Raw genomic sequence first — 23,786 nt, 5'->3', positions numbered from 1 at the left:
TCGATTTAGGCGGCAGCGATGTTGGCCTTCACCTGGTTGACGATGGCAGCGAAAGCAGCCTTGTCGGTGACAGCCATATCGGCCAGGACCTTACGATCCAGTTCGATCGCAGCCTTCTTCAGGCCGTTCATGAACACGCTGTAGGTCACGCCGTGCGAACGCGCAGCGGCGTTGATACGGGCGATCCACAGTGCGCGGAACACGCGCTTCTTGTTACGACGGTCACGGTACGCGTACTGACCAGCGCGCATGACTGCTTGCTTGGCGATACGGTAGACGTTTTTGCGACGGCCGCGGTAACCCTTGGCGAGTGCGAGGACTTTCTTGTGGCGGGCACGTGCTGTTACCCCACGTTTGACTCTAGGCATAGTAGCTCCTTAGTGTATGGTGAGGTTAAGCGAACGGCAGCATCGCGCGAACGGAATTCAGGTTCGTCTCATGGACGCCCTCGGTACCGCGCAGTTGACGCTTGTTCTTGGTGGTCTTCTTGGTCAGGATGTGACGCTTGAAGGCTTGACCGCGCTTGACGGTACCGCCCGGGCGGACGCGAAAACGCTTCTTCGCGCTGCTCTTCGATTTCATCTTAGGCATAGCAACTCTGTCCTTTCGGACAGCTCCATTTTTTGATGATTGCAGGTGGCAGCACGCTCGCTGCTCTTGGATGCCTGCTCTCACTTATTTGACAGCGGGTGAACCCGCTGCTTTTGCCTGACGCAGTTGCCTGCGCCCAGCAAATCCTTTGTCGGCCCTACACTGCCGCCACCGCCTGGATTGGCCTGGCTGCTGCGGCATGGACGACACCGGAGGGATGTCGTCCTGATACGGCTAGACTGAAACTGCGACGTACAACCTGGAAAAACGAAAAATATATAAACGTTATAAACGATTTATTTCTTTTTCTTGGGCGCCAGCACCATGATCATCTGGCGGCCTTCCATCTTGGGAAACTGCTCGACCTGGCCATACGGCTCCAGATCAGCCTTCAGACGCTCCAGCACGCGCATGCCGATTTCCTGGTGAGCCATTTCACGGCCGCGGAAACGCAGCGTGATCTTGGTCTTGTCACCCTCTTCCAGGAACTTGGTCAGGTTGCGCAGCTTGATGTTGTAATCGCCATCATCGGTACCCGGGCGGAACTTGACTTCCTTGACCTGGATGACCTTCTGCTTGAGCTTGGCCTCGTGTGCCTTCTTCTGCTCCTGGTACTTGAACTTGCCGTAGTCCATCAGACGGCAGACCGGAGGTTGCGCAGTGGGCGCAATCTCGACCAGATCGACTTCAGCCTCTTCGGAAAGCCGTAAGGCTTCGGCCAGGCTGACGATGCCCAGAGGCTCGTTGTCGACACCCGAAAGGCGCACTTCCGGTGCAGTGATCTCGCGGTTGAGGCGATGCGACTTGTCAGTAGCTATTGCAGTTTCCTTTTAAAATCCAATGAATTAAGCCGTGCTCTTGCGCTGGGAGGAAGCCCTAGGCTTCCCCGTCTCAGGCTTTGGCGGCCACCTCATCCTTGAGGCGCTCCACCAAGGTGTCGATGGACATCACGCCCAGATCGACATTGCCCCGCGCTCGCACGGCCACAGTGTTTGCATCCCGTTCTTTATCGCCGACAACCAGGATATAGGGCGGCTTCTGAATGGAATGCTGCCGTATTTTATAGGTAATCTTCTCGTTGCGCAAATCGGTCTCGACCCTAAACCCTTGTTTTTTCAGCGTTTGTGCAACGTTCTGCACATAATCCGCCTGCGCATCGGAAATATTCAGGATGACAACCTGCGTTGGCGCCAGCCACAAGGGCATGGCACCGGCGTGGTTTTCGATCAGGATGGCGATGAAGCGCTCCAGCGAGCCAACGATGGCCCGGTGCAACATCACGGGCACCTTGCGGTTGTTGTCTTCGGTGACATATTCCGCCCCCAGGCGCGCCGGCATGGAGAAGTCCACCTGCATGGTGCCGCACTGCCAGGAACGGCCGATCGAATCCTTCAGGTGGTACTCGATCTTGGGACCATAGAAAGCCCCTTCGCCCGGCAGCTCTTCCCACTCCGAACCGGAGGCACGGATGGCTTCACGCAGGGCGTTCTCGGCCTTGTCCCAGACTTCTTCCGCGCCGATGCGCTTTTCCGGACGCAGGGCCAGCTTCACGGCCACTTCCTTGAAACCGAAGCAGTCGTAAACTTCACGCACCACGCGGTTGAAGGCAGCCACTTCTTCCTGGATCTGGTCTTCGGTACAGAAGATGTGACCGTCATCCTGGGTAAAGCCGCGCACGCGCATCATGCCGTGCAGCGCGCCGGAAGGCTCGTTGCGGTGGCACTGGCCGAATTCGCCGTAGCGCAGCGGCAGGTCGCGGTAGCTGTGCAGACCCGAATTGAAAATCTGGATGTGACCCGGGCAGTTCATGGGCTTCAGGGCATAGGCGCGGTTTTCCGACTCGGTCGTGAACATGTTTTCACGATAGTTCTCCCAGTGGCCGGTCTTTTCCCACAGCGAGCGGTCCAGGATCTGCGGCGCCTTCACTTCCTGATAGCCGTTGTCCTGGTAGACGCGGCGCATGTACTGCTCCACTTGCTGCCAGATGGTCCAACCCTTGGGATGCCAGAAAATCAGGCCCGGAGCCTCATCCTGGAAGTGGAACAGGTCCAGCGCGCGGCCCAGCTTGCGGTGGTCGCGCTTTTCCGCCTCTTCCAGCATGTGCAGGTAGGCTTCCTGGTCTTCCTTCTTGGCCCAGGCGGTGCCGTAGACACGCTGCAGCATCTCGTTGTTGGAATCGCCACGCCAGTAAGCACCAGCCAGCTTCATCAGCTTGAACACCTTCAGCTTGCCGGTGGAGGGCACGTGCGGGCCGCGGCACAGGTCGGTGAAGCTGCCTTCGGTGTACAGCGACACGTCTTCATTCTGCGGAATCGAAGCAATGATCTCGGCCTTGTAAGCTTCGCCGATGGACTTGAAGTAAGCCACGGCCTCATCACGCGGCAACACCTTGCGGGTGACCGGCTCATCCTTCTTGGCCAGCTCGGCCATTTTCTTTTCGATGGCTTGCAGATCTTCCGGCGTGAAGGGACGCTTGTGCGAGAAGTCGTAATAGAAACCGTTGTCGATGACCGGACCAATGGTCACTTGCGCCTCAGGGAACAGCTCCTTGACCGCATAAGCCAGCAAGTGAGCGGTGGAGTGGCGAATCACCTCCAGACCGTCCGGATCCTTGTCGGTGATGATGGCCAGGTCGGCATCCTTGTCGATCAGATAAGACGTATCGACCAGCTTGCCATCGACGCGGCCAGCCAGGGCCGCCTTGGCCAGGCCAGTGCCGATGTTGGCGGCGACCTGCGCCACGGTGACCGGATTGTCGAACTGGCGTTGCGAACCATCGGGAAGACGAACTGAAACCATTGTGCACTCCATGTCGGCAGCCTTGCTGCCTTGCCTGTTGAGGGTAATGTCGGAAAGAAGGACGAAAAAAAACGCGGACCAGCCGCGCTTTTTCAAAGGACGAAAAAGAACCCGACTAGCGTCGCGTGAAAACCTCGGTGGTAGTTCGCGGTGTCATAACCGGTTTGCCTTTCTCGCTCTTACAGATGAGGGGATGAATTCTGGAGGCCGCTGCCGAAAAGGGCAGATCAGACCGTGGCCGCGCATTATAGCAAACTTTGCACGGGCATCGTCACCACTCCCGCATGGCACCGCCGGGAACCGCCGTCGCCACGGTCTTGCAGGCCGATGCGACCTCCCGGAAACAGCAATGATTAGCAAGCCCCTTCACTTTCACCAACTCACAAGCGAAGTTTGATCCCCAATGTAAAAACGGCATCCGAGGATGCCGTTTTTACATTGGGGCCCAGTTGCACCCAAATCCGGACTCAAGCGCCGATTACGCGTTGGCCATCGTAGCGCGCCGCGCCAGGATCTTCTCGATCTTTTCCTTCAAGGTTGCCGCCGTAAAGGGCTTGACGATATAGCCATCCGCGCCGGACTGCGCCGCCATGACGATGTTTTCCTTCTTGGCTTCGGCCGTGATCATGAGCACCGGCAAGTGCGCCAGAGAAGGCGTTGCGCGGATCTTCTTGAGCAGCGTCAGGCCATCCATGCCCGGCATGTTCCAGTCGGTCAGCACGAAGGTCACCGGCAAGGCACCCGCCTCCAGGATCTTCAGTGCGGAAGAGCCATCATCGGCCTCCACCATCTTGGTGTATTCGAGCTCCTTCAGCAGGCCGCTGACAATGCGACGCATCGTCGAAAAGTCATCAACCACGAGGAAATACTGATCATCTGCTGCCATAGGAAAATTCGCTGAACCGTGAAAATGAGGATTGGAGATGTTGTTGCCGAAAAAATTCGACGCAAGTGTAAAGCATTTTTAGATGCTTCCGCGAAACATCTGGCACATTCCTTCATGCGATGCGCTTTTTTACACCTGCGATTGACCCTTCGCAAAGCCAGGCGCGCAGCCGGAGCGAGATCAGCGTCAGCTGCAGTCAGAACACAGGAAAGGCGGAATGAAGTGAAAGAAAAGGGAGGCAGAAAAACAAAAAGGAAGCCGCCAATGCGCTTCCTTTTGTTGATTTCTGCAGCTTTCTTCAACCAACCCCTTTACCCCATCAGGAAGCAAAAGAATTGGTAGGCACGATTGGACTCGAACCAACGACCCCTACCATGTCAAGGTAGTGCTCTAACCAGCTGAGCTACGCGCCTATCGAAGACTGCAAGAACTTGATAAAACAAAAAAGGAAGCCGAGAACGCGCCTCCTTTTGTTTGCTTCGCCCCAACTCACCCGCTCCGAATGGAACCAGAAGAATTGGTAGGCACGATTGGACTCGAACCAACGACCCCTACCATGTCAAGGTAGTGCTCTAACCAGCTGAGCTACGCGCCTAACGAAGAAGCGAGAGTATAGGAGGCTTTTCAAAATTTGCCAAGGGGTAAATGATGAAAAATTAAAAATAGTTAGCGTATTTCGCCAAGTCTCCAGCCTCCCCGCCCTCTCCCACCTGTACCACCAAACAACTGGGCATTACTGTCGCTTGGCCTCGATCACGCCCTTGACCTCGCGAATCACCGTAAGCGCTTTCTGCAGCTGCTCGGTCGAGCCGATCTCGGCGGTGAAGGCCATGCGCGCATGCCCCTTCACGCTTTGCGTGCTCACCCCGATCACGTTGATCTTGTCGCGCAGGAAGATATCGGAGATATCGCGCAGCAAACCCTGGCGATCGCTGGCCAGCACGAAGATGTCGACCGGATACACGGTATCGCGGGCCGGTGCGCCCCAAGTGGTCTGGATCACCCGTTCCGGCGCATGCAAGCTCATCTCGGCGAAGTTCTTGCAGTTGACCCGATGGATGGACACCCCCTTGCCGCGCGTGACAAAGCCGGCGATCACATCCGGCGGTGCCGGCTTGCAGCAGCGCGCCAGCTGGGTCAGCAGGCCATCGGTACCGACCACCAGCACGCCCGACTTGGCGCCCTGCACGATGCTCGATGCACGGCTTTTGCGCGTGATGAGGGCTTCGTCATCGATCTCGGGCTTCTTTTCCTCGCCCTGATGCAGCGCCTGCTCCACGTGCCGCAGGCTGAATTCTTCCTTGGCCAGCGCCAGGCACAGGTCATCGACCTTGGCGAAGCCCAGCTTCTGGGCCAGCTCTTCGAGGTTGACGGCGGTCTTGCCTTCGCGCTGCAAGGTCTTTTCCAGCAAGCCGCGCCCGACGGAAAGCGTCTCCTGCTGCTCAATGGCATTGAACCAGGCGCGGATCTTGGAGCGCGTACGCGAACTGGCGGTGTAATCGGCACTGAGCCAGTCGCGCGACGGCCCCACACCGGGACCGCTCTTGGCCGTGATGATCTCGACTGTCTGGCCGTTCTTGAGCGTGGTGTTCAGCGGCACCATCACACCATCCACCCGCGCCCCGCGGCAGCGGTGGCCGACATCGCTGTGCAGGTGATAGGCAAAGTCGATCGGCGTGGCGCCGCTGGGCAATTCGATCACGCGCGCCTGCGGTGTCAGTACATAAATGCGCTCGTCCAGCGTGGCCGACTTGAGCTTCTGCACCCAATCGCGGCGTACTTCTTCCTGGTCCACCACGGCATCGGTGACTTCGTTCTTCCAGGCCAGCAGCTGACGCAGCCAGGCGATCTTCTCGTCATATTTCTGCGCCGAGAAATTGGAGCCGCCGCTTTCCTTGTAGCGCCAGTGCGCCGCCACGCCGTATTCGGCGAAGTGGTGCATTTCGTGCGTACGGATCTGCACTTCCAGCGCCCGGCCATCTTCGGCCATGACCACCGTGTGCAGGGACTGGTAACCGTTCTGTTTGGGACGCGAGATGTAGTCGTCGAACTCTTCGGGAATCGGCGTCCAGATGTTGTGCACGATGCCCAGCACTGAATAACAAGTCTTCACATCATCAACGATGACGCGGAAGGCTCGCACATCGTAGAGCTCGGAGAAATCGATGGACTTGCCACGCATCTTGTTCCAGATGCTGTAGATGTGCTTGGGCCGGCCGCTGACCTCGGCGCGGATATCCTGCGCCGCCATCTCGGTGCGCAGGCGCGTGATCGCGTTGGCCACGAAGGCTTCGCGCTCCAGCCGCTTTTCTTCCAGCATCTTGGCGATGCGCTTGTAGGTCACCGGCTCCAGGAAACGGAAGGACAGGTCTTCCAGTTCCCACTTCAGTTGCCAGATGCCCAGCCGGTTGGCCAGCGGCGCGTAGAGATCGAAGGTCTGGCGCGCATACTGGGCGCTGGCTTCGTTCTCCTGCTTGGTCTCGGCGAAGTAGCGCAGCGTGGCCACGCGCGAGGCCAGCCGCACCAGCACCGCGCGCATGTCGGTGGCCATGGCCAGCAGCATCTTGCGCAGGGTTTCCACCTGGGCGGCGGCCTGCTGGGCAGCGTTCTTGCCGCGCAAAACTTCCTGGTTCTGCGGCTGGAAGCTCAGGCTGTGAAAGCGCATCAGCTGGCGCACATTGCCCACCAGCTCGGCGATTTCCTTGCCGAAGCGTTCTTCCAGCTTTTCTTCCAGCTCGGGATGCAGCATCTGGGCTTCGAAGGCCAGCCCGGCGATGCGGGTGGCGGCATCGACATTGAGCGCCGTCAGCACGGTGGCCACCGAGACCGCGAATTGCAGTGCATTCTGCCCGGACAGGATCTGCCTGTCGGCATACAGCGGCTCGAGTTCGGCCAGCGCCTGCTCGACCCGTGCGACATCGTCAGGACCGAGGCCGGCGGTAATGGCCGCCAGGCCTTCGCCCTGGGTACTTGCAACCGAAACCATAAATTACTTCTGTGCAGCGACGATGATGATTTCCACCAGCAGTTCGGGACGGGCCAGCTTGGCTTCGACGGTGGCGCGCGGGGGCGCATTGCCGGGGGCGACCCACTCGTCCCAGACGGCGTTCATGCCAGCAAAATCCTTCACATCAGAGAGGAAAATCTGGCACGACAGGATCTTGGTCTTGTCGCTGCCGGCTTCAGCCAGCAGGCGGTCGATGTGACCCAGCACTTCGCGGGTCTGGCCTTCGATGTTCTGGGTGGCGTCTTCGGCGATCTGGCCGGCCAGGTAGACGGTACCGTTGTGAATGGCGACTTCGGAGAGACGCTTGCCGACGTGCAGACGTTGTACGGACATGAAATTTCCTTCCTAGTAAAACCCGGCGGCAATGCGCGCCGGTGATGAAAAACGTAATCGGATCGGGAGCCGCTCAGCCCAGCAGGAACTGGCGCGCCACCTCGATCTGCGGGGCATGCATGAAGGTGGGAGCGTGCCCCACGTCGGGCAGTTCCACCAGTTTGGCCTTGGGGCCGCGACGGGTCATCTCCTGTGCCACTTCCGGCAGCAGCAGGTCGGACTGGGCGCCGCGTACCACCAGGGTCGGACAGCGGATGGCGTCATAAGCTGCCCACAGCATCTGTTCGGCCGCGCTGGCGGCTTCCGGCGTGGTCAGCTTGAAGGGGACCGCCAGGTCCAGGTCGTAATGGCGCACCCACTTGCCCTCTTCATTCTGGCGCAGCACATCCTTGGCCAGCTTGTGCCATTCTTCATCGCTGTGCTGACCGAAACTGACGGAAATGGTACGGATGAACTGGGCGGCCTCCTCGAAGGTATCGAAGCGCACGTCCTGGCCGATGTAGTCGCCGATGCGCGCCAGGGCGGCACCGTTGATCGAAGGGCCGATGTCGTTGAGTACCAGGCGGCGGATGGGATTGCCCTTCAGCGAGGCCAGCCCCATGCCGATCAGGCCACCCATGGAGGTACCGAACCAGTCGACGATCTCGGCATCGGCGCGTGCCAGCAGGGTCACCATGTCGCTCACGTATTGCGGGACCGTGTAAAACTGCGGATTGGCCAGTCGTCCGGAACGGCCGCGTCCGACCACATCCGGGCAGATCACGCGATAGGTATCGCAGAGCTCGCGGGCCATGCGGTCGAAATCGTCGGAGACCCGGGTGACGCCGTGCACGCACACCAGCACATTGGGATTGCGCGCATCGCCCCACTCCTTGTAGGCCATGGTATGCAGGCCGGCGGGCGAAATGCACTGCACTGTCTTGACTACCGCTTCAGTCATGGTGAGGGCCTTCCAGATGAAAGAAGTCGTCATTCTACTCTTTCAAGACAGCTTGTCGGCCGGAAATGGCACCCTGGAACAGGAGGGAATGCTGTCTGCCGAAGGTAAACGAGGCAACGGACGCGCCGGCCTCCGTCGCAAGAAAAATTCAGAAATTTCCACAGGAAAAAACAAATGATGCGGCGCAAGTCGCTGCTATAATGCGTCCCTTTTCCGGCGGCCCTCGCCGGCATCGCGGCAGCACAGGCGATGACCAAGACAGTTCAGCCAGCCCACCTGCGTGCGGCATGGCGACGACTGCAAGACCGGGGGTATGGTGAAATTGGTAGACACAAGGGACTTAAAATCCCTCGGCCGCAAGGCCGTGTCGGTTCGATTCCGACTACCCCCACCACCAGTGTTCTCAGCAACACAAAACAGCCAGCTCTGGCGATTGGCGCCATCGAATTCGGCGCAATCCTTTCCGTCAACGCGCTAACAAATGAATCAGTTTCCCTCCGGAAATTTCGGTACTATAGGCAGTAATGTTCCATTGTCGCGCTCAGCCGAAAAGAAAATGCGCGCGATGGCATGACGTTTCTCCGCAATATGACTGCCCAGCCATGATGACCACCCAAGATTCCACCCGATCGGTCAGTACGCCCGTTCCCGATGAGAACCTGCTGAACCCCGATGGTGCTCAAGCGCCGGTTCCGGCGCACCAGCCCATCAGGGAACGCCCTGCCGTGGTCGCCATCTTCGCTTACACGATGCTGATAAGTGCCGGCACGCTCTCGTGCTTGCTGGTGGTCTACGGCAAAAGTTACCAGGTCGCCTTGGCGCAGCCGGAGGTCCTTTTTTATCTGAAGGTGTTTTGGGCGAGTTGCTGGTATTACGTGCTCATCTCTCCCTTGGAAGCGTATGCCTTGCTCAAGGCGAAGCGATGGGCCCGCCCTTTGCTCTGCATACGTGTCATTCCCTCTCTGGCGATCTGGTTTTCCACCCCGCCTTCCTTGAGAATTGCGGGTAGCGCACATCTGCTGAACATCGCCGTCTGGGTCTACGGGCTCTACCTGTTGACGCGCGCACCATCCAATCAGTATTTTCGCGAAGGCTTGCCGGTACCGGAGACACTACCGTGGACCGTGCGTCTGCGACGCAAGAGTCGCAGCATCCTCTATGTCCTGGTTGCCATCTATCTGGTCTGGACCTTCAACGCACTGATACTGGATCTGCCCCGCATCTACCCGGCGACCTACCAGCGTGACAAGCTGGGGTTCATCGCTCTGCCCATCCTGCTGCTGGCCGAGGTACTGGGTGGACCGTGCGGTGCCATCAAGCGGCTGTTCAACCTGTGCAGCAGCTTCGCGTGGCTGCTCGTGCCCACGGCGTTTGCCGTTTTCATGAGCTCCCCTGGCCGGCTGACGCAGACCCACTCGCAATTGGTCAATTGGGCCTTTGGACTGAGCATCGCAACAGCAGCCCTGTTCTACCTGAAGCGACGCACCGAAAAAGGCAAGAAAAGTTAGGAAAACACAGGAAACGCGGCAGCAGAAGCGCTGCGTTCAGACCCGATGAAGCAGGCGAGAGGCCTGCCTTTGAGGGCGCAGGCATGGCGCATGCGCGCAAGGCGCTCAACGCTTGAGCAACTCCAGCGCATCCTCCGCCACGCTGCGCAGATTGGTGATGGTGGCATTGAGGTCGGCCAGCTCGGCCGGGGTGGGCGGCTGGTCCATGCCGTTCTTGACCAGTGAGGCCTTGATGATCGTTGCGGCCATCTGCCACGCAGCCTTATTGTGTGCGTCCACCAGCTCCTTCTGGATGCGCTCCAATTCCGCTTTTTGATTTTTATCCATGTTCCTTGACGAGGCCGTTTGCGAATGTGCACGGCTTGCCGCGCAGATTCATGATCGTCCCGATGGAAGACCACTCCCTAGAATTTCCTAACATTACTTTCAGTCAGGCAATTCGACAAGTGATTTTACCTTCATGGCGCCGCCCTGCGCGCGTCTTCATGGACTGTTCTCATCAGGTGATACTTCATCTGTTACGGATCTTTACCATCCGCCCAAACTCTGTACCAGCTGAATCCTTTACAATTCACGCCACCCCTCACTGTTGCTGGAGATCCGCTGCATGCCGCGCCCGCGTTTTTCTGTCCCGTTTTTCGTCATCACTGCCGCCACGCTGGGCCTGACCGCCTGCACCACCGGCAAGACCGCCTTCTATCATCAGGAGGAATTCAACGATACCAGCGCCTTCTCGCGCAGCTTCCCCGGCAGTGAAAAAGCCGTCTGCGAAGCCGCCCGCCGCGCCTTGCTGGGCCAGGGCTACGTCATCAGCAAGTCCACCGACAACACCCTGGATGGCAACAAGAGCTTCCAACCCGCCAGCGACAAACACATGGAAATCGCCTTCCACGTGGTCTGCGCGTCCAATGGCAACGGCAAAAGCTCGACCATGTTCGCCAGTGCCACCCAGGATGGCTACGGCATCAAGAAGAGCAACAGCTCGGCCAGCCTGGGCGTGAGCGTGTTGGGGTCGGTGTCGATGCCCTTTGCCGCCAGCGATGATTCAATGGTGCGCGTCTCCAGCGAAACCATCCGCTCGCCGGACTTCTACGATCGCTTTTTCGGCGCGGCCGAGCGCTATCTCCTGGTGGATGTCGATGACGACACCGCACCGGCGAAGAAATGAGGGATGCCTGATTTCAGCAATGCACGATGGCACAGCGTTGAATGAACGCGTTGTAGGAACGAAAAAATGGCGGCCTTCAAGCCGCCATTTTTCTTGCCTGCTGCCTGGAGATCAACGCCCCCAGTAGCCGTAGCCCGGAGGCGGCGGCGGCGGACGGTGCCAGTGACGATGATGGCCGCGATGGTAATACTCGCGCTCCACATACACCGGGGCCGGTGCGTAATAGACCGGTGCCGGGCGCACATACACCGGCGGCGGCGGGGCATAGACCGGGGCCGGCTGCACGTACACAGGCTGCGGAGCCACGTAGGCCGGGACGCCGATATTGACGCCGATGGAGACATGCCCGGCCATGGCCGGTGCTGCGGACAGACCGGCGACGGCGGCAAAGACAGCCATGCCGGCAATCAGGGAAATCGACTTTTTCACGATAGCTCCTCGTTGTTCTGAATGACGTAGCGTGACTATATCCCCCGAATCCTGACAACTCTAGGCGAAAGCCGTAAGGGTTGTAAGCAAATGCTTCACAAATGTTAATCACAATGTGAAGCAAAATTTGCCCACCTCCGCGCCTGGCGGGCGTTACCGACGGATCGCCCGAAATCGCTGCTTCAGCCGCCTGCATCAGAAGCGCAGACGGCCGGGGCCGGGCCTCAGGCCGCGTTCAGGCTGCGCTGCGCAGCATCGGCTGCGCGGACTTCCGCCAGCTTGGCGACCGTGGTGGCGCAAGCGTGCGCGGCTTCACGTCCCTTGACCAGGAAATGCTGGTGGAAGTAATCGTGATGCTCGCTGTGCGAGTGGAAGTGATGCGGGGTCAGCACGGCCGAGAAGACCGGCACTTCGGTCTCCAGCTGCACCTGCATCAGCGCCGAGATGACCGATTGCGCCACGAAGTCATGACGGTAGATGCCGCCATCGACCACCAGGCCGCTGGCGACGATGCCGGCATACTTGCCGGTCTTGGCCAGCACCTTGGCGTGCAGGGGGATTTCGAAGGCACCGGGCAGTTCGAAGAAATCGATGCTGGAGGTGGGCCAGCCCAGCTTGGCCATTTCCTCGGTGAAGGCGATGCGGCACTGGTCGACGATGTCCTTGTGCCAGCTGGCCTGGACGAAGGCGATACGTTGACCGTGGTGGGAAGGGACGGCAGACAGATGCGATTGATGCGATTGCGACATGGTTCAGGACTCCTGTTCGATGAATAAACAGGGCGTGGGAATGCGCGGCCGCGCGCACCGCAAAAAAGCGGCACGACACCGGACATCCCGTTCTCTTTCATCCGGACTATGACCGTCGGCCCCGGAATCACACCGGGTCTGCTGACCCCGGCTCGTCGTGGCGACAGGCCGGGCGCTCGCGGGCTACACGCAACACCGCCAGGTGCCGCCTGATTACCGCCGGTGGGGAGTTTCACCCCGCCCCGAGAACTTGTTGCCGCGCAGCGGACAAAGAGTTCGCCGCAACAGCAGCCGCGACTTTAGCACGTGAACAAAAATGCTGCAGGCGCGCAGCGCAAATCCGCTCGGCCGGCGTCAGGCACCCTGCCCCACCGACTCCAGCATGCCGCGCGCAATCTCGCGCTCGCCCATGATGACGCGCTGGGCACCATGCTTTTCCAGGTGCTCGATCTCGGCATCGGAATGGGCGCGTGCCACTACCTTCAAGCCGGCATTGAGCTCCAGCGCATTTTCGATCACCTGCCCGGCCTCGAACACTTCCGGTATCGCCACCAGCAGCCAACGTGCGCGCTCCACAGCGGCGGCCTTGAGCAGCTCGCTCTGGGCGGCATTGCCGTATAGCGCCGGCACACCATCCTGGCGCAATGCATCCAGATGTTCGCGCTGCGCCTCGATCACCACGAAAGGCTTGCCCTGCGCACGCAACTGCTCGCCGATGCCCCGGCCGACCCGGCCGTAGCCGACCAGCACCACGTGATCCTGCAGGTCGACCGTGGGCGGTACATCCTGCACGTCGGCAGGTTCGGCGTGACGCGCTTCGTAGCGATCGAGCAGCGAGAACAGCAAGGGATTGATCAGGATCGACAGGATGGCACCGCCCAGGATCAGGTCGCGCGCCATCGGCGAGAGCAGGTCCAGCGACAGGCCGAGTGTGGCGAGGATGAAAGAAAATTCACCAATCTGCGCCAGGCTGGCGGAAATGGTCAGCGCCGTCGAATTCGGGTGACCGAATGCGCGCACGATCAGCCAGGCGGCCAGCGACTTGCCGACCACGATGATGAGCACGGTGGCCACCACCAGCAGCGGTTCGCGTACCAGGATCGACGGATCGAACAGCATGCCCACGGAGACGAAGAACAGCACGGAGAAGGCATCGCGCAGCGGCAGCGATTCTTCGGCGGCACGGTGGCTCAGTTCGGATTCGGACAGGATCATGCCGGCGAAGAAGGCCCCCAGCGCGAAGGACACCCCGAACACATAAGCCGACCCCAGCGCAAAGCCCAGCGCGATGGCCAGCACGGCCAGGCGGAACAGTTCACGCGAGCCGGTATCGGCGATGCGCTCCAGGATCCACGGAATGACGCGGCGCCCGACGATGAGCATCACGGCCACGAAGGCCACCACCTTGCCCAGCGTCAGCCCCAGGGTCAGCAGCACGGCATTGCCGGAGAGCGCCTCGCCCTTGCCACCCAGGATGCCGGAGAGCGCCGGAATGAGCACCAGCGCCAGCACCATGGCGATATCCTCGACGATGAGCCAGCCCACGGCGATGCGCCCGCGCTGGGTTTCCACCAGACGGCGTTCCTGCAGCGCCTTCAACAGCACCACGGTACTGGCCACCGACAGCGCCAGGCCGAACAGGAAGCCCTCGCCGAATGGCCAGCCCAGCAGCCAGCCCAGGCCCATGCCGAGCAAGGTGGCAATGGCGATCTGGGCCACGGCGCCGGGGATGGCGATGTTCTTGACCGACAGCAGGTCCTTCAGGGAGAAGTGCAGACCGACACCGAACATCAGCAGGATCACCCCGATCTCGGCCAGTTCCTGGGCCAGGTCGGCATCGCCGACGAAGCCGGGCGTGAACGGGCCGATGGCGATACCAGCCACCAGGTAGCCGATCAGCGGCGGCATTTTCAGGCGATGGGCCAGGGTCCCGAAGATGAAGGCCAGGACCAGGCCTCCGACAATGGTGGCGATCAGGGGAGTGTGATGGGGCATCAGTCAGGGTTCCTTTCTAAGGTGGATGAATTTGTTGGAGATGACTGTGTCACTGGCTGTCGGCCGGCTGCATGCCTGCGCGCAAACGCAGGCACGAACCTTCACAAAGACTAACACGCGCATGAATACGCGGGCATGACAGCCACGCAGGCGCCGTCGATGGCGGGCCGCACTTGGCGCGGTACGGCCCGCCACCCGGGCATCAGCGTGCGGCCTGCAGGGCGGCGATGCGCGACTCCAGCGGCGGGTGGCTGGAGAACAGGCCCAGCCAGGATTCACGGCCGGAGATGCCGGAAGCCTGCAGATTCTGCGGCAGGCCGTCGGACTGCAAGCCGCCCAGGCGGCGCAGCGCATTCATCATCGGCACCTTGGAACCCATCAGGGCTGCGGCACCGGCGTCGGCGCGGTATTCGCGCTGGCGCGAGAAGTACATGACGATGATGCTGGCCAGGATGCCGAAGACAATTTCACAGACGAACACGGTCACCATGTAGCCGATGCCGGGACCGCTGTTTTCTTCGTTGTTCCTGCGCAGGAAAGAGTCGACGAAGTAGCCGACGATGCGCGCGAAGAACATCACGAAGGTGTTGACCACGCCCTGGATCAGGGTCAGCGTGACCATGTCGCCGTTGGCGATGTGGGCCACTTCGTGGGCCAGCACGGCCTCCACTTCTTCCTTGGTCATGCCTTGCAGCAGGCCGGTGGAGACCGCCACCAGCGAATTGCTCTTGCTGGCACCGGTGGCAAAGGCGTTGGGCGGGCCGTCATAGACCGCCACTTCCGGCATGGGCAGCTGGGCACGGGTGGCCAGGGTCTGGACGGTTTGCAACAGCCACAGTTCGGTGGAATTCTGCGGCTGCTCGATCACGCGCGCCCCCGTGGACCACTTGGCGATGGCCTTGGACATGAACAGCGAAATGAAGGAGCCGCCAAACCCCATCAGGCCGCAGAACACCAGCAGCATGCCGAAGTTGAGGCCGTTGGCAGTGAGGTAACGGTTCACGCCGAGCAGGCTGGCGGTGAAGCTCAAGACCAGCATCACGGCCAGGTTGGTGACGAGGAACAGAACGATGCGTTTCATGGTTTTTCCTGATGGACAAAAGTGTGCCGTGCGCACAGCGCCACGGCGGGTCAAACGATGGGTTCAGTACAGAGCAGCGCGCTGGCGCACGAAGCGGCCACCGCGCTTGCGCCCTGCCCCGCGGCAGGTGCGCATTTGGCGGGGCTTATGCCAACGGAGGAGGACGCAGCTGGTCGCGCAGGTAGGACGACCAGCTCAGGCTTGCCGGAAAGGCGTGGGGAAACGGAAACCAGTGCAGTCCGGGCGTGGCGATGGCCGCCGGCAAGGCCGGATCTTCCAACTCGCCCTGGGCGCTGGGCTGGTCATCGTCATCGATGCCAGCGGGTTGGTCATCGCCGGACAGGCTGCCCGATGCGAGAAGGTCGGCAGGCAGATGCAGGGCTGCAGAAACAGCTGCAGAAGCCGCGCAATGATGCGCAGCCGCCGGGTCCTGCGCATGCGCATGCAGCTGCATCGGCGCGGCGACCTGCAACTGCTCGCGCAACTGTTCACGCAGCTGTACCTCTCCCGTGGCTGCCAGCAATTGCAGCGGGATCAGCAGAGTCAGCAGCAGGAGCAGCAGTCGGCGCATCAAACCCTTGATGAATGAAAAAGTGGAGAAAACCCGTGTGTGCCACGGAAATCAGGCTGCGGCCTTTTGTCAGGCCATTGTCAGCATGAACGGATGCGCATTATACGCAAAATTGCCAGCCCGCCCTGCCCGCTTGTTCCCCCCGGAAAACCAAGCCCTCCGGCAAGTTATCCACAAAAACTGTGAACAAGCCTGTTGATAAGCACACTGACCATTTCTGACATGCTTGCTCAGCAAGGGTTTCCTATAAATTGCCCTTGTTTTACACAAAAGTGAAGAAATTTCCACAAGGCATGCCCACACGCCGAATCAGTCGGTCGCCACCACCTTGTTGCGCCCGCCCAGCTTGGCGCGGTACAGCGCGGCGTCGGCCGCCGACATGAGCAGACGTCCATCCATCCCCTCCGGCACTGCACGTGTGCACACCCCGACACTGATGGTCACGCGGTGTGCCACCAGCGACTTGGCATGGGGCTCGGCGAGGCCGTACACGGTCTCGCGCAGGGCTTCGGCGACCTCGGCGGCCTGACGAGGCGACAGGCCTTCCATCAGCAGGATGAATTCTTCACCGCCATAGCGCGCCAGCAGATCACCGGGCCGCTGCAACTGCCCCTGCAGGGCCGCTGCCACACGCTTGAGGACCTGGTCGCCAGGTCCATGGCCATAGTGGTCGTTGTACTGCTTGAAGAAATCGACGTCGACCATGAACAGCGACAGCGTCCCGCCCGACTGTCCCACGCGGTGCAAGGTCTGGGCGTAATGTTCATCGAAATGCCGGCGATTGTGAATGCCGGTGAGGCCATCGGTGCCGACCTGGCGCTTGAGCACATCGGAATGCGACTGCAGCATCTTCTCGCGGCGTACCGAGTTGCTGGCATCGCTGATCTGGATCAGGCACAGGCGCTCGCCCTCGGGGCTGTCGAGGGGCGTGAGCACCACCGACTGCACCATGCGGGCCGGTGCGGCCAGCGGGCCTGCCGCCGGGGCTGCCCCATGATCCGGATAAAGCGGCAACGGGGCCCGGTGCAGCGCGCTGGAGAGAACGGCCGGCAAGCCGTAGCCCAGGGTGTTGTCGATGGCCCGCAGCAGCGCCGGCGAGACGCGCTCGTCAAACACTTGTTCGAAGCGTGCGCCCAGCGCCTGGCCCGTCGGCACGCGGCTGTAACGCGCCACCCAGGCATTCCAGAGCAGAATGTGCAGTCCGGCGTCCAGCAGGATGAGCCCGCCATGCAGCTGGTCCAGCACGTCCTCGGCGCGAAAGCGGGGTACCACGGCAGTGCTCATGCCAGACCGATCTTGCCCAGGTAACGCTGCACGTGCTCCACCAGCGCATGCAGCGAGGAGGAACTGAGCAGGAAAATAAGATGGCCGTCAGTCTGATGCTTCTCGATCACCAGGTCGATGTGCAGCACCAGCACATAGCTCTCATCGCCCTGCGCGCTCGCCAGCCGCGCCGAGATATCGTCGGGCGACGACACCAGATACTGCGGGAGCGAACTGTTGAGGGTGATTTCCAGCATGTCGGCCATGGCCGAGAGGCAGGCATTGAGGATGATGTTGCCCAATTCGCACATGGCTTCGCGCTCGAACTCGGCGAGCTCGTCCAGGCTCATCTGCGAGCCCATCATGTCACGCACGATGGACAGCGCACGATCCTCGGTGAACAGCAGCACCGCTTCCGCATCGAACGGGCCATCGAAATTCTGGCTCACCGTGGCAAAGCGCCCGCGCGTGCGCGGCAGCACCTGTTCGTCAATGGCACCCGAACGCAGCACTTCCACTGAGGGCACCGACAGTCTTACCTCGTCGCCCACGATCTCGGACAGGCTCTGCGCTGCACGTCCGGCACCCACGTTGAAGATTTCAGTGAGGGCGTCGCGTTCGATCTCGTTGAGGATGCTCACAGCGGGCCCCGGAAATGCAGCAGGGCCTGCCCGATCGATTTTTCCGTGACCGGCTTGGCGACGAACAGTGCCCCCAGTTGCTGCGCGCGGGTCTGCACGGCTTCCTGGATGTTGGCCGAGAAGATGGCGATGCGTACCGACGGATGCGCCTGCAGAATCTGCGCGGCGGCATCGGTGCCCAGCATGCCGGGCATGTTGATGTCCATCGTGCAGTAGTCGGGCACGGATTGCCCGACCAGGGCAATGGCCTCTTCGCCGGTGCCGGCTTCCATCACTTGCCAGTCCGGGTGGACGGCCAGCACGTTGGCCTTGATCACCATGCGCGAGACCTTGCTGTCGTCGACAATGAGAAGGGTCTTGCCGCTATCGTTGCTTGCCATCTTGAATCACCTTGAACATCAAAAAACTGAAGAATGCTGACGTCTTGTCATGCGTTCAAAAATGATAAGTCAAAAGCAACATCCTTCGTATGAGGGAATTCCTGATAAGAAATAACCTGCGTCATGGAAACGCCATAAAAAAAGAGACCCGAAGATCTCTTTCTCATTGGCCTCGGTGGCAGTTCTGGCCAGCGGGAAAACGGCGTATTTCAACAGCACCGCCCCACCCGCCCCTTGCCGCCATAGCGCGCTTCCTGCCGCTCGCGGAAGAACTCTTCATAGGTCATCACGCAGTGATCCGGGTGAGCCGCTTTCATGTGCGCCACATAGGTGTCGTATTCGGGCATGCCAACCATCAGGTTCAGCGTGCGGCCGACCTGGCGCCGCCAGGCCATCAGTTGCGCCAGGGCGCCAGGTTTGCTCATGCTGTTCTCCTTGCTGCAAAAAGCTTCATTGCGGAGCTACGGCACTGGAGGGCAATGCTTCGTAGGCCGATTCCTTGACGCTGGGCTGGTGCGCCGCACGTGCCTTGAGCACGGTACGGATGCCGAACACCAGCACGCTCACCACCACCAGCATGAACATTGCAGCCAGACCGGCATCGACGTAGTCGTTGAAGATCACCTGGCGCATCTGCTCGATGGACTTGGCCGGGGCCAGCAGCTTGCCTTCATCCAGCGCTGCCTGGTACTTCTGCGCATGCGCCAGGAAGCCCACGCGCGGATTGGCATCGAACACCTTCTGCCAGCCGGCGGTCAGGGTGCAGATCAGCAGCCAGGTGGTGGGCACCACGGTGACCCAGGCGAAGCGGTCGCGCTTCATCTTGAACAGCACGCAGGTCGCCAGGATCAGGGCGATACCGGCCAGCATCTGGTTGGAGATGCCGAACAGCGGCCACAGGGTATTGATGCCACCCAGCGGATCGACCACGCCCTGGTACAGGAAGTAGCCCCAGCCGGTCACGCACAGGCCGGTGGCGATCAGGCTGGCCGCCCAGGAATCGGTACGCTTCATCGGCGGGATGAACGCGCCCAGCAGGTCCTGCAGCATGAAGCGGCCGGCACGGGTACCGGCATCCACGGCCGTCAGGATGAACAGTGCTTCGAACAGGATGGCGAAGTGGTACCAGAAGGCCATCATCGCTTCTCCCGTCACGCCGGAGAGAATCTGGGCCATGCCCACGGCCAGGGTAGGCGCGCCGCCGGCGCGCGAGATGATGGTATGTTCACCCACGGCCTGGGCGGTGTGGGTCAGCATCTCGGGGGTGATGTGGAAGCCCCATTGCGAGATCACCTGGGCCACGTTCTCGGGCGTGGTGCCGATCAGCGCAGCGGGACTGTTCATGGCGAAGTAGATGCCCGGCTCGATGCAGGACGCCGCAATCAGCGCCATGATGGCCACGAAGGATTCCATCAGCATCGCGCCATAGCCGATGAAGCGGGCGTGCTTCTCGTTTTCCAGCAGCTTGGGGGTAGTGCCAGACGAAATCAGCGCATGGAAGCCCGAGACCGCACCGCAGGCGATGGTGATGAACAGGAACGGGAACAGCGACCCCGACCACACCGGACCACTGCCGTCGATGAAGCGGGTCACCGCATGCATCTTCAGGTGCGGGGCGATGAAGATGATGCCCAGCGCCAGCGCCACGATGGTGCCGATCTTCAGGAAGGTGGACAGGTAATCGCGCGGCGCCAGCAGCAGCCACACGGGCAGCACCGAGGCGACAAAGCCGTAGCCGATCAGCATCCAGGTCAGCTGCTTGCCGTTGAAGGTGAACATCTGCCCCAGCACGGCATGTTCCTGCACATACTGGCCACCGACGATGGCCAGCATCAGCAGCACGAAGCCGATCCACGAGACTTCGCCGATGCGGCCCGGGCGGATGTAGCGTGAATACACGCCCATGAAGAGCGCAATGGGAATGGTCGCGGCCACGGTGAAGGTGCCCCACGGCGACTCGGCCAGGGCCTTGACCACGATCAGCGCCAGCACCGCCAGGATGATGACCATGATCATGAAGGCACCGAAGAGCGCAATCACGCCCGGCACCTGGCCCAGTTCGGACTTGATCAGGTCGCCCAGCGAGCGGCCGTCGCGGCGGGTGGAGATGAACAGCACCATGAAGTCCTGCACGGCACCGGCAAAGACCACGCCGGCCAGGATCCACAGCATGCCCGGCAGATAACCCATCTGCGCGGCCAGCACCGGGCCCACCAGCGGACCGGCGCCGGCGATGGCGGCGAAGTGGTGGCCGAACAGCACGTACTTGTTGGTGGGCACGTAGTCCAGGCCATCGTTGAACTTGTAGGCCGGCGTCATGCGTGCGCCATCCAGGCCCAGCACGCGCTCGGCGATGAATTTGCTGTAGAAGCGATAGGCGATCAGGTAGACGCACACCGAGGCCACGACCAGCCAGACGGCATTGATCGATTCGCCGCGCTGCAATGCGACGTAGGCGCAGGCCCCGGCGCCGCCCAGGGCGACAGCCAGCCAGCCCAGTCTGGAAACCAAGCGGTTCATTGTTCTCCTCCTTGCGGATATGAATTGTTGTGGGAAATCTTGTTGTCGTCAGTGCGTCCCCGTCCGGGTCCACGTGAATGAAACCGATTGAACGGACGCACTGCGCAGGATGCCCGCCAGTATCGGCATGCCCCTCCTGCCCCACAAGCGCAGCACTACGCAGAGCCGCTACGTAGAATTACGCAGGGTGAAGGGATTTTCTTTCGGGGTGATAAGCGGCGGGAAAACGATATGAAGATTTACGCGGGCACCCAGAGGCTTTGGGTAGAATCGCGGGCATGAAACTGCGCCAGAAAATCATCTTCCTCGCCATCGTCCCGCTGTGCCTGGCCTTTGCGGCCATCGCGCTGGTGGTGCGTTACCAGGCGGTGGAACTGGCGCGCCAGCAGCGTTCCACCATCGAGGCCGCCTACCTGGCCAGCAAGAATACCGAGCTGCGCCACTATGTGGATCTGGCCCAGCATGCGCTGGCCCATCTCTACGACACCGGACGCACCGATGACGCCATCAAGGAAGAAGCCCGGCGCATCCTGTCCGACCTGGCCTTCGGGGATGATGGCTATTTCTTCGTCTACGACGACCAGGGCCGCAGCATCATGCATCCGCGCCAGCCGGAACTGGTGGGACGCGAGATGTGGGACTGGCGCGATGACTCCGGCAGCCCGACCATCCGGCATCTGATCGAACGCGCCCATCAGGGTGGTGGTTTCGAACGCTATCTGTGGCGCAAGCCTTCCAGCAAGACGGTGGCACCCAAATTGGGCTACGTGATCGCCCTGCCGCGCTGGGGCTGGGTGATCGGTACCGGCATCTATCTGGATGATGTGGAAGCGGCACTGGCCCAGGTCGATCACCAGAATTCCGGCTACCTGCACCAGACCATGCTGCTCATTGCAATCATCGCGTTGTCCAGCGCGCTGGCGGTGGGACTGGCCGGCCTGCTGCTGAACCTGAGCGAGCATCGCGTGGCCGATGCCAAGCTGCGCCAGCTGGCCCAGCGCGTGGTGCGTTCGCAGGAAGAAGAACGCGCGCGCCTCTCGCGCGACCTGCACGACGGCATCAGCCAGTGGCTGGTCTCCATCAAACTGCAGATCGAAGCCGCGCTGGAACGCCTGCGCGGTACGCCCGAACAGGCGGCGGCAGCCCGCGCCGGCTTTGAAAAGACCGCCACCCAGATCAACGGCGTGCTGGCCGAAGTGCGCCGCATCTCGCATGATTTGCGGCCGGCCATCCTCGATGATCTCGGACTGGCGGCGGCACTGGAACACCTGTGCGGTGAGTGGCGCGAAAGCAGCCCGCAGACACAGATCGTCTTCGAGCACGAGCGCCAGCGTGAGGACGGCGCTGCGCTCCCGGACGTGGTCAACACCGTGCTGTTCCGCGTGGCGCAAGAAGCGCTGACCAACATCGCGCGCCATGCCAACGCCAGCCAGATCAGCATGCGTCTCTATGACGGCCACAACCTGCTGATGCTGCAGGTGCAGGACAACGGCAGCGGCTTCGATCCCGGCCAAGTCGACGATCATTCGCGCCATGGTATCGGCCTGCGCAACATGCGCGAGCGCATGGAAGCCGTAGGTGGCGAACTGGGTATCGATTCATCGGCTGCCGGCACCAGCATCAGCGCCATCATTCCCCGCTCTTCTCTTTTGCCTTCACCCCATGTCTGATACCGCCCCGCCCATCGCCCCTGCCACGACGCGCATCATGCTCATCGACGATCATCCGCTGGTGCGCGACGGCTTGCGCGCACGACTGGAAACCGTGCCCGGACTGGAAGTGGTGGCCGAGGCCGGCAATGCGGAGGAAGCATTGGCCGCCGCTGCCCGCCATCCAATCGATCTCACGCTGATGGACATCAACATGCGCGGCATCAACGGCATCGAGCTGACGGCGCGCTTTCATGCGCTGCATCCGGAGATTGCGGTGCTGATCCTGAGCATGCATGACAAGGCCGAATACGTGATGCAATCGATCCAGGCCGGTGCGCGCGGCTATGTGCTCAAGGACGCACCCAGCCAGGACATCGTGCATGCCATCGAAACGGTGCGTTCGGGCGGGATCTACTACAGCGCCGCACTGGCGCGCCAGCTGACCCAGCCGCTGCCGGTGCGCGAGTTGCTCACGCAGCGTGAACGCGAAGTGCTGCAGCACATCGCCAATGGCGAATCCAACAAGCAGATTGCCCGCGAACTGGACCTGAGCGTACGCACGGTGGAAACCCATCGGCTCAACATCAAGCGCAAGCTCAATATCGATGGCCAGGCTGAACTGATCAAATTTGCGGTGGAGTCGCGCGGGGCAGGCTAGCGCTTCGGACTGACGGAGACGTCCAGTGCGAGCAGGCGGGCATGGGGGATCTCGGCGCGATGGGCTGCGGCACGCAGGGCGATGTCACTGAGGGCTGCGGCATCGGGCCGGGCAGTCTCCCCCTGCCCTGCACGCCATGCGGCGCAGGCGTGCAGCATGCGGATGGTGCCGGCATGACAAATCACGATGGCGCCTTCGGCGGACGTGGCCAGCAGGTCGTTGAAGGCTTGCCACATGCGGCTTGCCACCTCGGTCAATGTCTCGCCGCCGCCGGGTGCGTAATGCGCAAGATCGGCATTCCAAGCCTCGACTTCGGCCCAGGGAATGTCATCCCAGGGGCGCAGCTCCCACTTTCCGAAATCCATTTCCTGCAGCCGCGGATCCACGTCCGGTGCGGGTCGATGCATGGCCTGCGCAAGGGACTGCGCCAGCTGCGCGCAGCGCTGCAGCGGACTGCTTACCAGCGGCCATTCAGGTGGCAGCGCCTGCAACTGGGGCAATAGTTGCGCCACACTCTGCGCCAGCATCTCGGGCGCGACCGCGATATCGCTGCGTCCGTAACAGGTGCTCTTGTCCACCAGCGGCTGGGGATGGCGAATCAGATTCAGCAGCATG

The 23,786-nt window shown here is 61.2% G+C and carries 25 protein-coding genes, 3 tRNA genes and 1 riboswitch; of the genes, 6 read left to right on the top strand and 22 right to left on the bottom strand.

Going from position 1 to position 23,786, the window contains the following annotated elements; translation table 11 throughout:
- Positions 1 to 5: 5 nt before the first annotated feature.
- The 10 genes from rplT to J2X56_RS00585 all read right to left on the bottom strand — a co-directional run bounded on the left by rplT (position 6) and on the right by J2X56_RS00585 (position 8,556).
- The gene (rplT, locus tag J2X56_RS00630) at positions 6 to 368 is read right to left on the bottom strand and encodes a 50S ribosomal protein L20 (protein WP_006712690.1); all 363 of its coding nucleotides are present in this window, start codon (positions 366 to 368) and stop codon (positions 6 to 8) included.
- 25 nt (positions 369 to 393) lie between these two features.
- Positions 394 to 591, bottom strand: coding sequence for a 50S ribosomal protein L35 (rpmI, locus tag J2X56_RS00625; protein ID WP_006712688.1), 198 nt, complete (start codon positions 589 to 591; stop codon positions 394 to 396).
- A gap of 296 nt (positions 592 to 887) precedes the next feature.
- A complete protein-coding gene (infC, locus tag J2X56_RS00620) occupies positions 888 to 1,409 on the bottom strand; it encodes a translation initiation factor IF-3 (protein WP_083859511.1) in 522 nt (173 codons plus the stop codon).
- A gap of 73 nt (positions 1,410 to 1,482) precedes the next feature.
- Positions 1,483 to 3,390, bottom strand: coding sequence for a threonine--tRNA ligase (gene thrS, locus J2X56_RS00615; RefSeq protein ID WP_310157290.1), 1,908 nt, complete (start codon positions 3,388 to 3,390; stop codon positions 1,483 to 1,485).
- Positions 3,391 to 3,868: 478 nt separating this feature from the next.
- Positions 3,869 to 4,276 (bottom strand): response regulator, encoded by a 408-nt coding sequence (locus tag J2X56_RS00610; protein ID WP_209580743.1) that lies wholly within the window; start codon positions 4,274 to 4,276, stop codon positions 3,869 to 3,871.
- A 336-nt stretch (positions 4,277 to 4,612) separates the two neighbouring features.
- Positions 4,613 to 4,689, bottom strand: a tRNA-Val gene (locus J2X56_RS00605).
- A 105-nt stretch (positions 4,690 to 4,794) separates the two neighbouring features.
- A tRNA-Val gene (locus J2X56_RS00600) sits at positions 4,795 to 4,871 on the bottom strand.
- 138 nt (positions 4,872 to 5,009) lie between these two features.
- The gene (locus tag J2X56_RS00595) at positions 5,010 to 7,262 is read right to left on the bottom strand and encodes a bifunctional (p)ppGpp synthetase/guanosine-3',5'-bis(diphosphate) 3'-pyrophosphohydrolase (RefSeq protein ID WP_209569113.1); all 2,253 of its coding nucleotides are present in this window, start codon (positions 7,260 to 7,262) and stop codon (positions 5,010 to 5,012) included.
- Between the two features lie 3 nt (positions 7,263 to 7,265).
- On the bottom strand, positions 7,266 to 7,616 hold the full coding sequence (locus tag J2X56_RS00590) for a RidA family protein (protein WP_008328017.1): 351 nt from the start codon (positions 7,614 to 7,616) through the stop codon (positions 7,266 to 7,268).
- A 73-nt stretch (positions 7,617 to 7,689) separates the two neighbouring features.
- Entirely contained in the window at positions 7,690 to 8,556 is an 867-nt protein-coding gene (locus tag J2X56_RS00585; RefSeq protein WP_209569196.1) for an alpha/beta fold hydrolase, read from the bottom strand.
- Between the two features lie 16 nt (positions 8,557 to 8,572).
- Here J2X56_RS00585 and J2X56_RS00580 point away from each other — a divergent pair, with 16 nt between their 5' ends.
- The 3 genes from J2X56_RS00580 to J2X56_RS00570 all read left to right on the top strand — a co-directional run bounded on the left by J2X56_RS00580 (position 8,573) and on the right by J2X56_RS00570 (position 10,064).
- Positions 8,573 to 8,734 carry a hypothetical protein gene (locus tag J2X56_RS00580; protein ID WP_209569116.1) on the top strand — a complete coding sequence of 54 codons (162 nt, stop codon included), beginning with the start codon at positions 8,573 to 8,575 and terminating at the stop codon, positions 8,732 to 8,734.
- Between the two features lie 129 nt (positions 8,735 to 8,863).
- Positions 8,864 to 8,950, top strand: a tRNA-Leu gene (locus J2X56_RS00575).
- A gap of 208 nt (positions 8,951 to 9,158) precedes the next feature.
- A complete protein-coding gene (locus tag J2X56_RS00570; protein ID WP_310157283.1) occupies positions 9,159 to 10,064 on the top strand; it encodes a hypothetical protein in 906 nt (301 codons plus the stop codon).
- Positions 10,065 to 10,169: 105 nt separating this feature from the next.
- Here J2X56_RS00570 and J2X56_RS00565 read toward each other — a convergent pair whose 3' ends face one another.
- Positions 10,170 to 10,343: a hypothetical protein gene (locus J2X56_RS00565; RefSeq protein ID WP_227022621.1), complete on the bottom strand. Its 174-nt coding sequence runs from the start codon at positions 10,341 to 10,343 to the stop codon at positions 10,170 to 10,172.
- Positions 10,344 to 10,671: 328 nt separating this feature from the next.
- On the opposite strand from J2X56_RS00565, the gene J2X56_RS00560 reads away from it, so the two are divergent.
- Positions 10,672 to 11,232 (top strand): DUF2242 domain-containing protein, encoded by a 561-nt coding sequence (locus J2X56_RS00560; RefSeq protein ID WP_121039598.1) that lies wholly within the window; start codon positions 10,672 to 10,674, stop codon positions 11,230 to 11,232.
- Positions 11,233 to 11,343: 111 nt separating this feature from the next.
- On the opposite strand, the gene J2X56_RS00555 is transcribed toward J2X56_RS00560, so the two are convergent.
- The 10 genes from J2X56_RS00555 to J2X56_RS00510 all read right to left on the bottom strand — a co-directional run bounded on the left by J2X56_RS00555 (position 11,344) and on the right by J2X56_RS00510 (position 20,861).
- Positions 11,344 to 11,661, bottom strand: a complete 318-nt coding sequence (locus J2X56_RS00555; RefSeq protein WP_134222112.1) for a hypothetical protein — start codon at positions 11,659 to 11,661, stop codon at positions 11,344 to 11,346.
- 224 nt (positions 11,662 to 11,885) lie between these two features.
- Positions 11,886 to 12,410: a 6,7-dimethyl-8-ribityllumazine synthase gene (locus J2X56_RS00550; RefSeq protein WP_121039592.1), complete on the bottom strand. Its 525-nt coding sequence runs from the start codon at positions 12,408 to 12,410 to the stop codon at positions 11,886 to 11,888.
- An 85-nt stretch (positions 12,411 to 12,495) separates the two neighbouring features.
- Positions 12,496 to 12,664: riboswitch (FMN riboswitch) on the bottom strand.
- A gap of 100 nt (positions 12,665 to 12,764) precedes the next feature.
- Positions 12,765 to 14,405, bottom strand: coding sequence for a YbaL family putative K(+) efflux transporter (gene ybaL, locus J2X56_RS00545; RefSeq protein ID WP_134135214.1), 1,641 nt, complete (start codon positions 14,403 to 14,405; stop codon positions 12,765 to 12,767).
- A 202-nt stretch (positions 14,406 to 14,607) separates the two neighbouring features.
- Positions 14,608 to 15,486, bottom strand: a complete 879-nt coding sequence (gene htpX, locus J2X56_RS00540; RefSeq protein WP_204725375.1) for a protease HtpX — start codon at positions 15,484 to 15,486, stop codon at positions 14,608 to 14,610.
- A 145-nt stretch (positions 15,487 to 15,631) separates the two neighbouring features.
- Positions 15,632 to 16,057 carry a hypothetical protein gene (locus J2X56_RS00535; protein ID WP_134135213.1) on the bottom strand — a complete coding sequence of 142 codons (426 nt, stop codon included), beginning with the start codon at positions 16,055 to 16,057 and terminating at the stop codon, positions 15,632 to 15,634.
- A 309-nt stretch (positions 16,058 to 16,366) separates the two neighbouring features.
- On the bottom strand, positions 16,367 to 17,341 hold the full coding sequence (locus J2X56_RS00530; RefSeq protein WP_310157268.1) for a GGDEF domain-containing protein: 975 nt from the start codon (positions 17,339 to 17,341) through the stop codon (positions 16,367 to 16,369).
- Positions 17,338 to 17,961 (bottom strand): chemotaxis protein CheC, encoded by a 624-nt coding sequence (locus tag J2X56_RS00525; protein WP_039786354.1) that lies wholly within the window; start codon positions 17,959 to 17,961, stop codon positions 17,338 to 17,340. The genes J2X56_RS00530 and J2X56_RS00525 overlap by 4 nt, the downstream gene beginning before the upstream one ends.
- The gene (locus tag J2X56_RS00520) at positions 17,958 to 18,341 is read right to left on the bottom strand and encodes a response regulator (protein WP_034334120.1); all 384 of its coding nucleotides are present in this window, start codon (positions 18,339 to 18,341) and stop codon (positions 17,958 to 17,960) included. The genes J2X56_RS00525 and J2X56_RS00520 overlap by 4 nt, the downstream gene beginning before the upstream one ends.
- Before the next feature lie 209 nt (positions 18,342 to 18,550).
- On the bottom strand, positions 18,551 to 18,736 hold the full coding sequence (locus J2X56_RS00515) for a CstA-like transporter-associated (seleno)protein (protein ID WP_034334124.1): 186 nt from the start codon (positions 18,734 to 18,736) through the stop codon (positions 18,551 to 18,553).
- A 55-nt stretch (positions 18,737 to 18,791) separates the two neighbouring features.
- Entirely contained in the window at positions 18,792 to 20,861 is a 2,070-nt protein-coding gene (locus tag J2X56_RS00510; protein WP_209569122.1) for a carbon starvation CstA family protein, read from the bottom strand.
- Positions 20,862 to 21,139: 278 nt separating this feature from the next.
- Here J2X56_RS00510 and J2X56_RS00505 point away from each other — a divergent pair, with 278 nt between their 5' ends.
- Together J2X56_RS00505 and J2X56_RS00500 are read left to right on the top strand one after the other, a co-directional pair.
- Positions 21,140 to 22,531 (top strand): cache domain-containing protein, encoded by a 1,392-nt coding sequence (locus J2X56_RS00505; RefSeq protein ID WP_121039580.1) that lies wholly within the window; start codon positions 21,140 to 21,142, stop codon positions 22,529 to 22,531.
- A complete protein-coding gene (locus tag J2X56_RS00500; RefSeq protein ID WP_034334115.1) occupies positions 22,524 to 23,171 on the top strand; it encodes a response regulator transcription factor in 648 nt (215 codons plus the stop codon). The genes J2X56_RS00505 and J2X56_RS00500 overlap by 8 nt, the downstream gene beginning before the upstream one ends.
- On the opposite strand, the gene J2X56_RS00495 is transcribed toward J2X56_RS00500, so the two are convergent.
- A complete protein-coding gene (locus J2X56_RS00495) occupies positions 23,168 to 23,785 on the bottom strand; it encodes a histidine phosphatase family protein (RefSeq protein ID WP_134135206.1) in 618 nt (205 codons plus the stop codon). The genes J2X56_RS00500 and J2X56_RS00495 overlap by 4 nt on opposite strands.
- Between the last annotated feature and the right edge of the window lies 1 nt (position 23,786).

Origin of the sequence: Herbaspirillum sp. 1173, from assembly GCF_031455335.1 — a bacterium.
In the GTDB taxonomy this organism is placed as follows: Bacteria; Pseudomonadota; Gammaproteobacteria; order Burkholderiales; family Burkholderiaceae_D; genus Herbaspirillum; species Herbaspirillum huttiense.
This window is presented reverse-complemented; position numbering and strand designations above follow the sequence as displayed.

Coding starts and splice junctions, on each gene's coding strand:
- htpX (WP_204725375.1), bottom strand. CDS start 15,486: ATGAAACGCATCGTTCTGTTCCTCGTCACCAACCTGGCCGTGATGCTG.
- ybaL (WP_134135214.1), bottom strand. CDS start 14,405: ATGCCCCATCACACTCCCCTGATCGCCACCATTGTCGGAGGCCTGGTC.
- thrS (WP_310157290.1), bottom strand. CDS start 3,390: ATGGTTTCAGTTCGTCTTCCCGATGGTTCGCAACGCCAGTTCGACAAT.
- J2X56_RS00580 (WP_209569116.1), top strand. CDS start 8,573: ATGAAAGAAGTCGTCATTCTACTCTTTCAAGACAGCTTGTCGGCCGGA.
- rplT (WP_006712690.1), bottom strand. CDS start 368: ATGCCTAGAGTCAAACGTGGGGTAACAGCACGTGCCCGCCACAAGAAA.
- J2X56_RS00560 (WP_121039598.1), top strand. CDS start 10,672: ATGCCGCGCCCGCGTTTTTCTGTCCCGTTTTTCGTCATCACTGCCGCC.
- J2X56_RS00530 (WP_310157268.1), bottom strand. CDS start 17,341: ATGAGCACTGCCGTGGTACCCCGCTTTCGCGCCGAGGACGTGCTGGAC.
- J2X56_RS00520 (WP_034334120.1), bottom strand. CDS start 18,341: ATGGCAAGCAACGATAGCGGCAAGACCCTTCTCATTGTCGACGACAGC.
- rpmI (WP_006712688.1), bottom strand. CDS start 591: ATGCCTAAGATGAAATCGAAGAGCAGCGCGAAGAAGCGTTTTCGCGTC.
- J2X56_RS00535 (WP_134135213.1), bottom strand. CDS start 16,057: ATGCGCCGACTGCTGCTCCTGCTGCTGACTCTGCTGATCCCGCTGCAA.
- J2X56_RS00515 (WP_034334124.1), bottom strand. CDS start 18,736: ATGGCCTGGCGGCGCCAGGTCGGCCGCACGCTGAACCTGATGGTTGGC.
- J2X56_RS00550 (WP_121039592.1), bottom strand. CDS start 12,410: ATGTCGCAATCGCATCAATCGCATCTGTCTGCCGTCCCTTCCCACCAC.
- J2X56_RS00610 (WP_209580743.1), bottom strand. CDS start 4,276: ATGGCAGCAGATGATCAGTATTTCCTCGTGGTTGATGACTTTTCGACG.
- J2X56_RS00500 (WP_034334115.1), top strand. CDS start 22,524: ATGTCTGATACCGCCCCGCCCATCGCCCCTGCCACGACGCGCATCATG.
- J2X56_RS00585 (WP_209569196.1), bottom strand. CDS start 8,556: ATGACTGAAGCGGTAGTCAAGACAGTGCAGTGCATTTCGCCCGCCGGC.
- J2X56_RS00505 (WP_121039580.1), top strand. CDS start 21,140: ATGAAACTGCGCCAGAAAATCATCTTCCTCGCCATCGTCCCGCTGTGC.
- J2X56_RS00595 (WP_209569113.1), bottom strand. CDS start 7,262: ATGGTTTCGGTTGCAAGTACCCAGGGCGAAGGCCTGGCGGCCATTACC.
- J2X56_RS00510 (WP_209569122.1), bottom strand. CDS start 20,861: ATGAACCGCTTGGTTTCCAGACTGGGCTGGCTGGCTGTCGCCCTGGGC.
- J2X56_RS00570 (WP_310157283.1), top strand. CDS start 9,159: ATGATGACCACCCAAGATTCCACCCGATCGGTCAGTACGCCCGTTCCC.
- J2X56_RS00495 (WP_134135206.1), bottom strand. CDS start 23,785: ATGCTGCTGAATCTGATTCGCCATCCCCAGCCGCTGGTGGACAAGAGC.
- J2X56_RS00590 (WP_008328017.1), bottom strand. CDS start 7,616: ATGTCCGTACAACGTCTGCACGTCGGCAAGCGTCTCTCCGAAGTCGCC.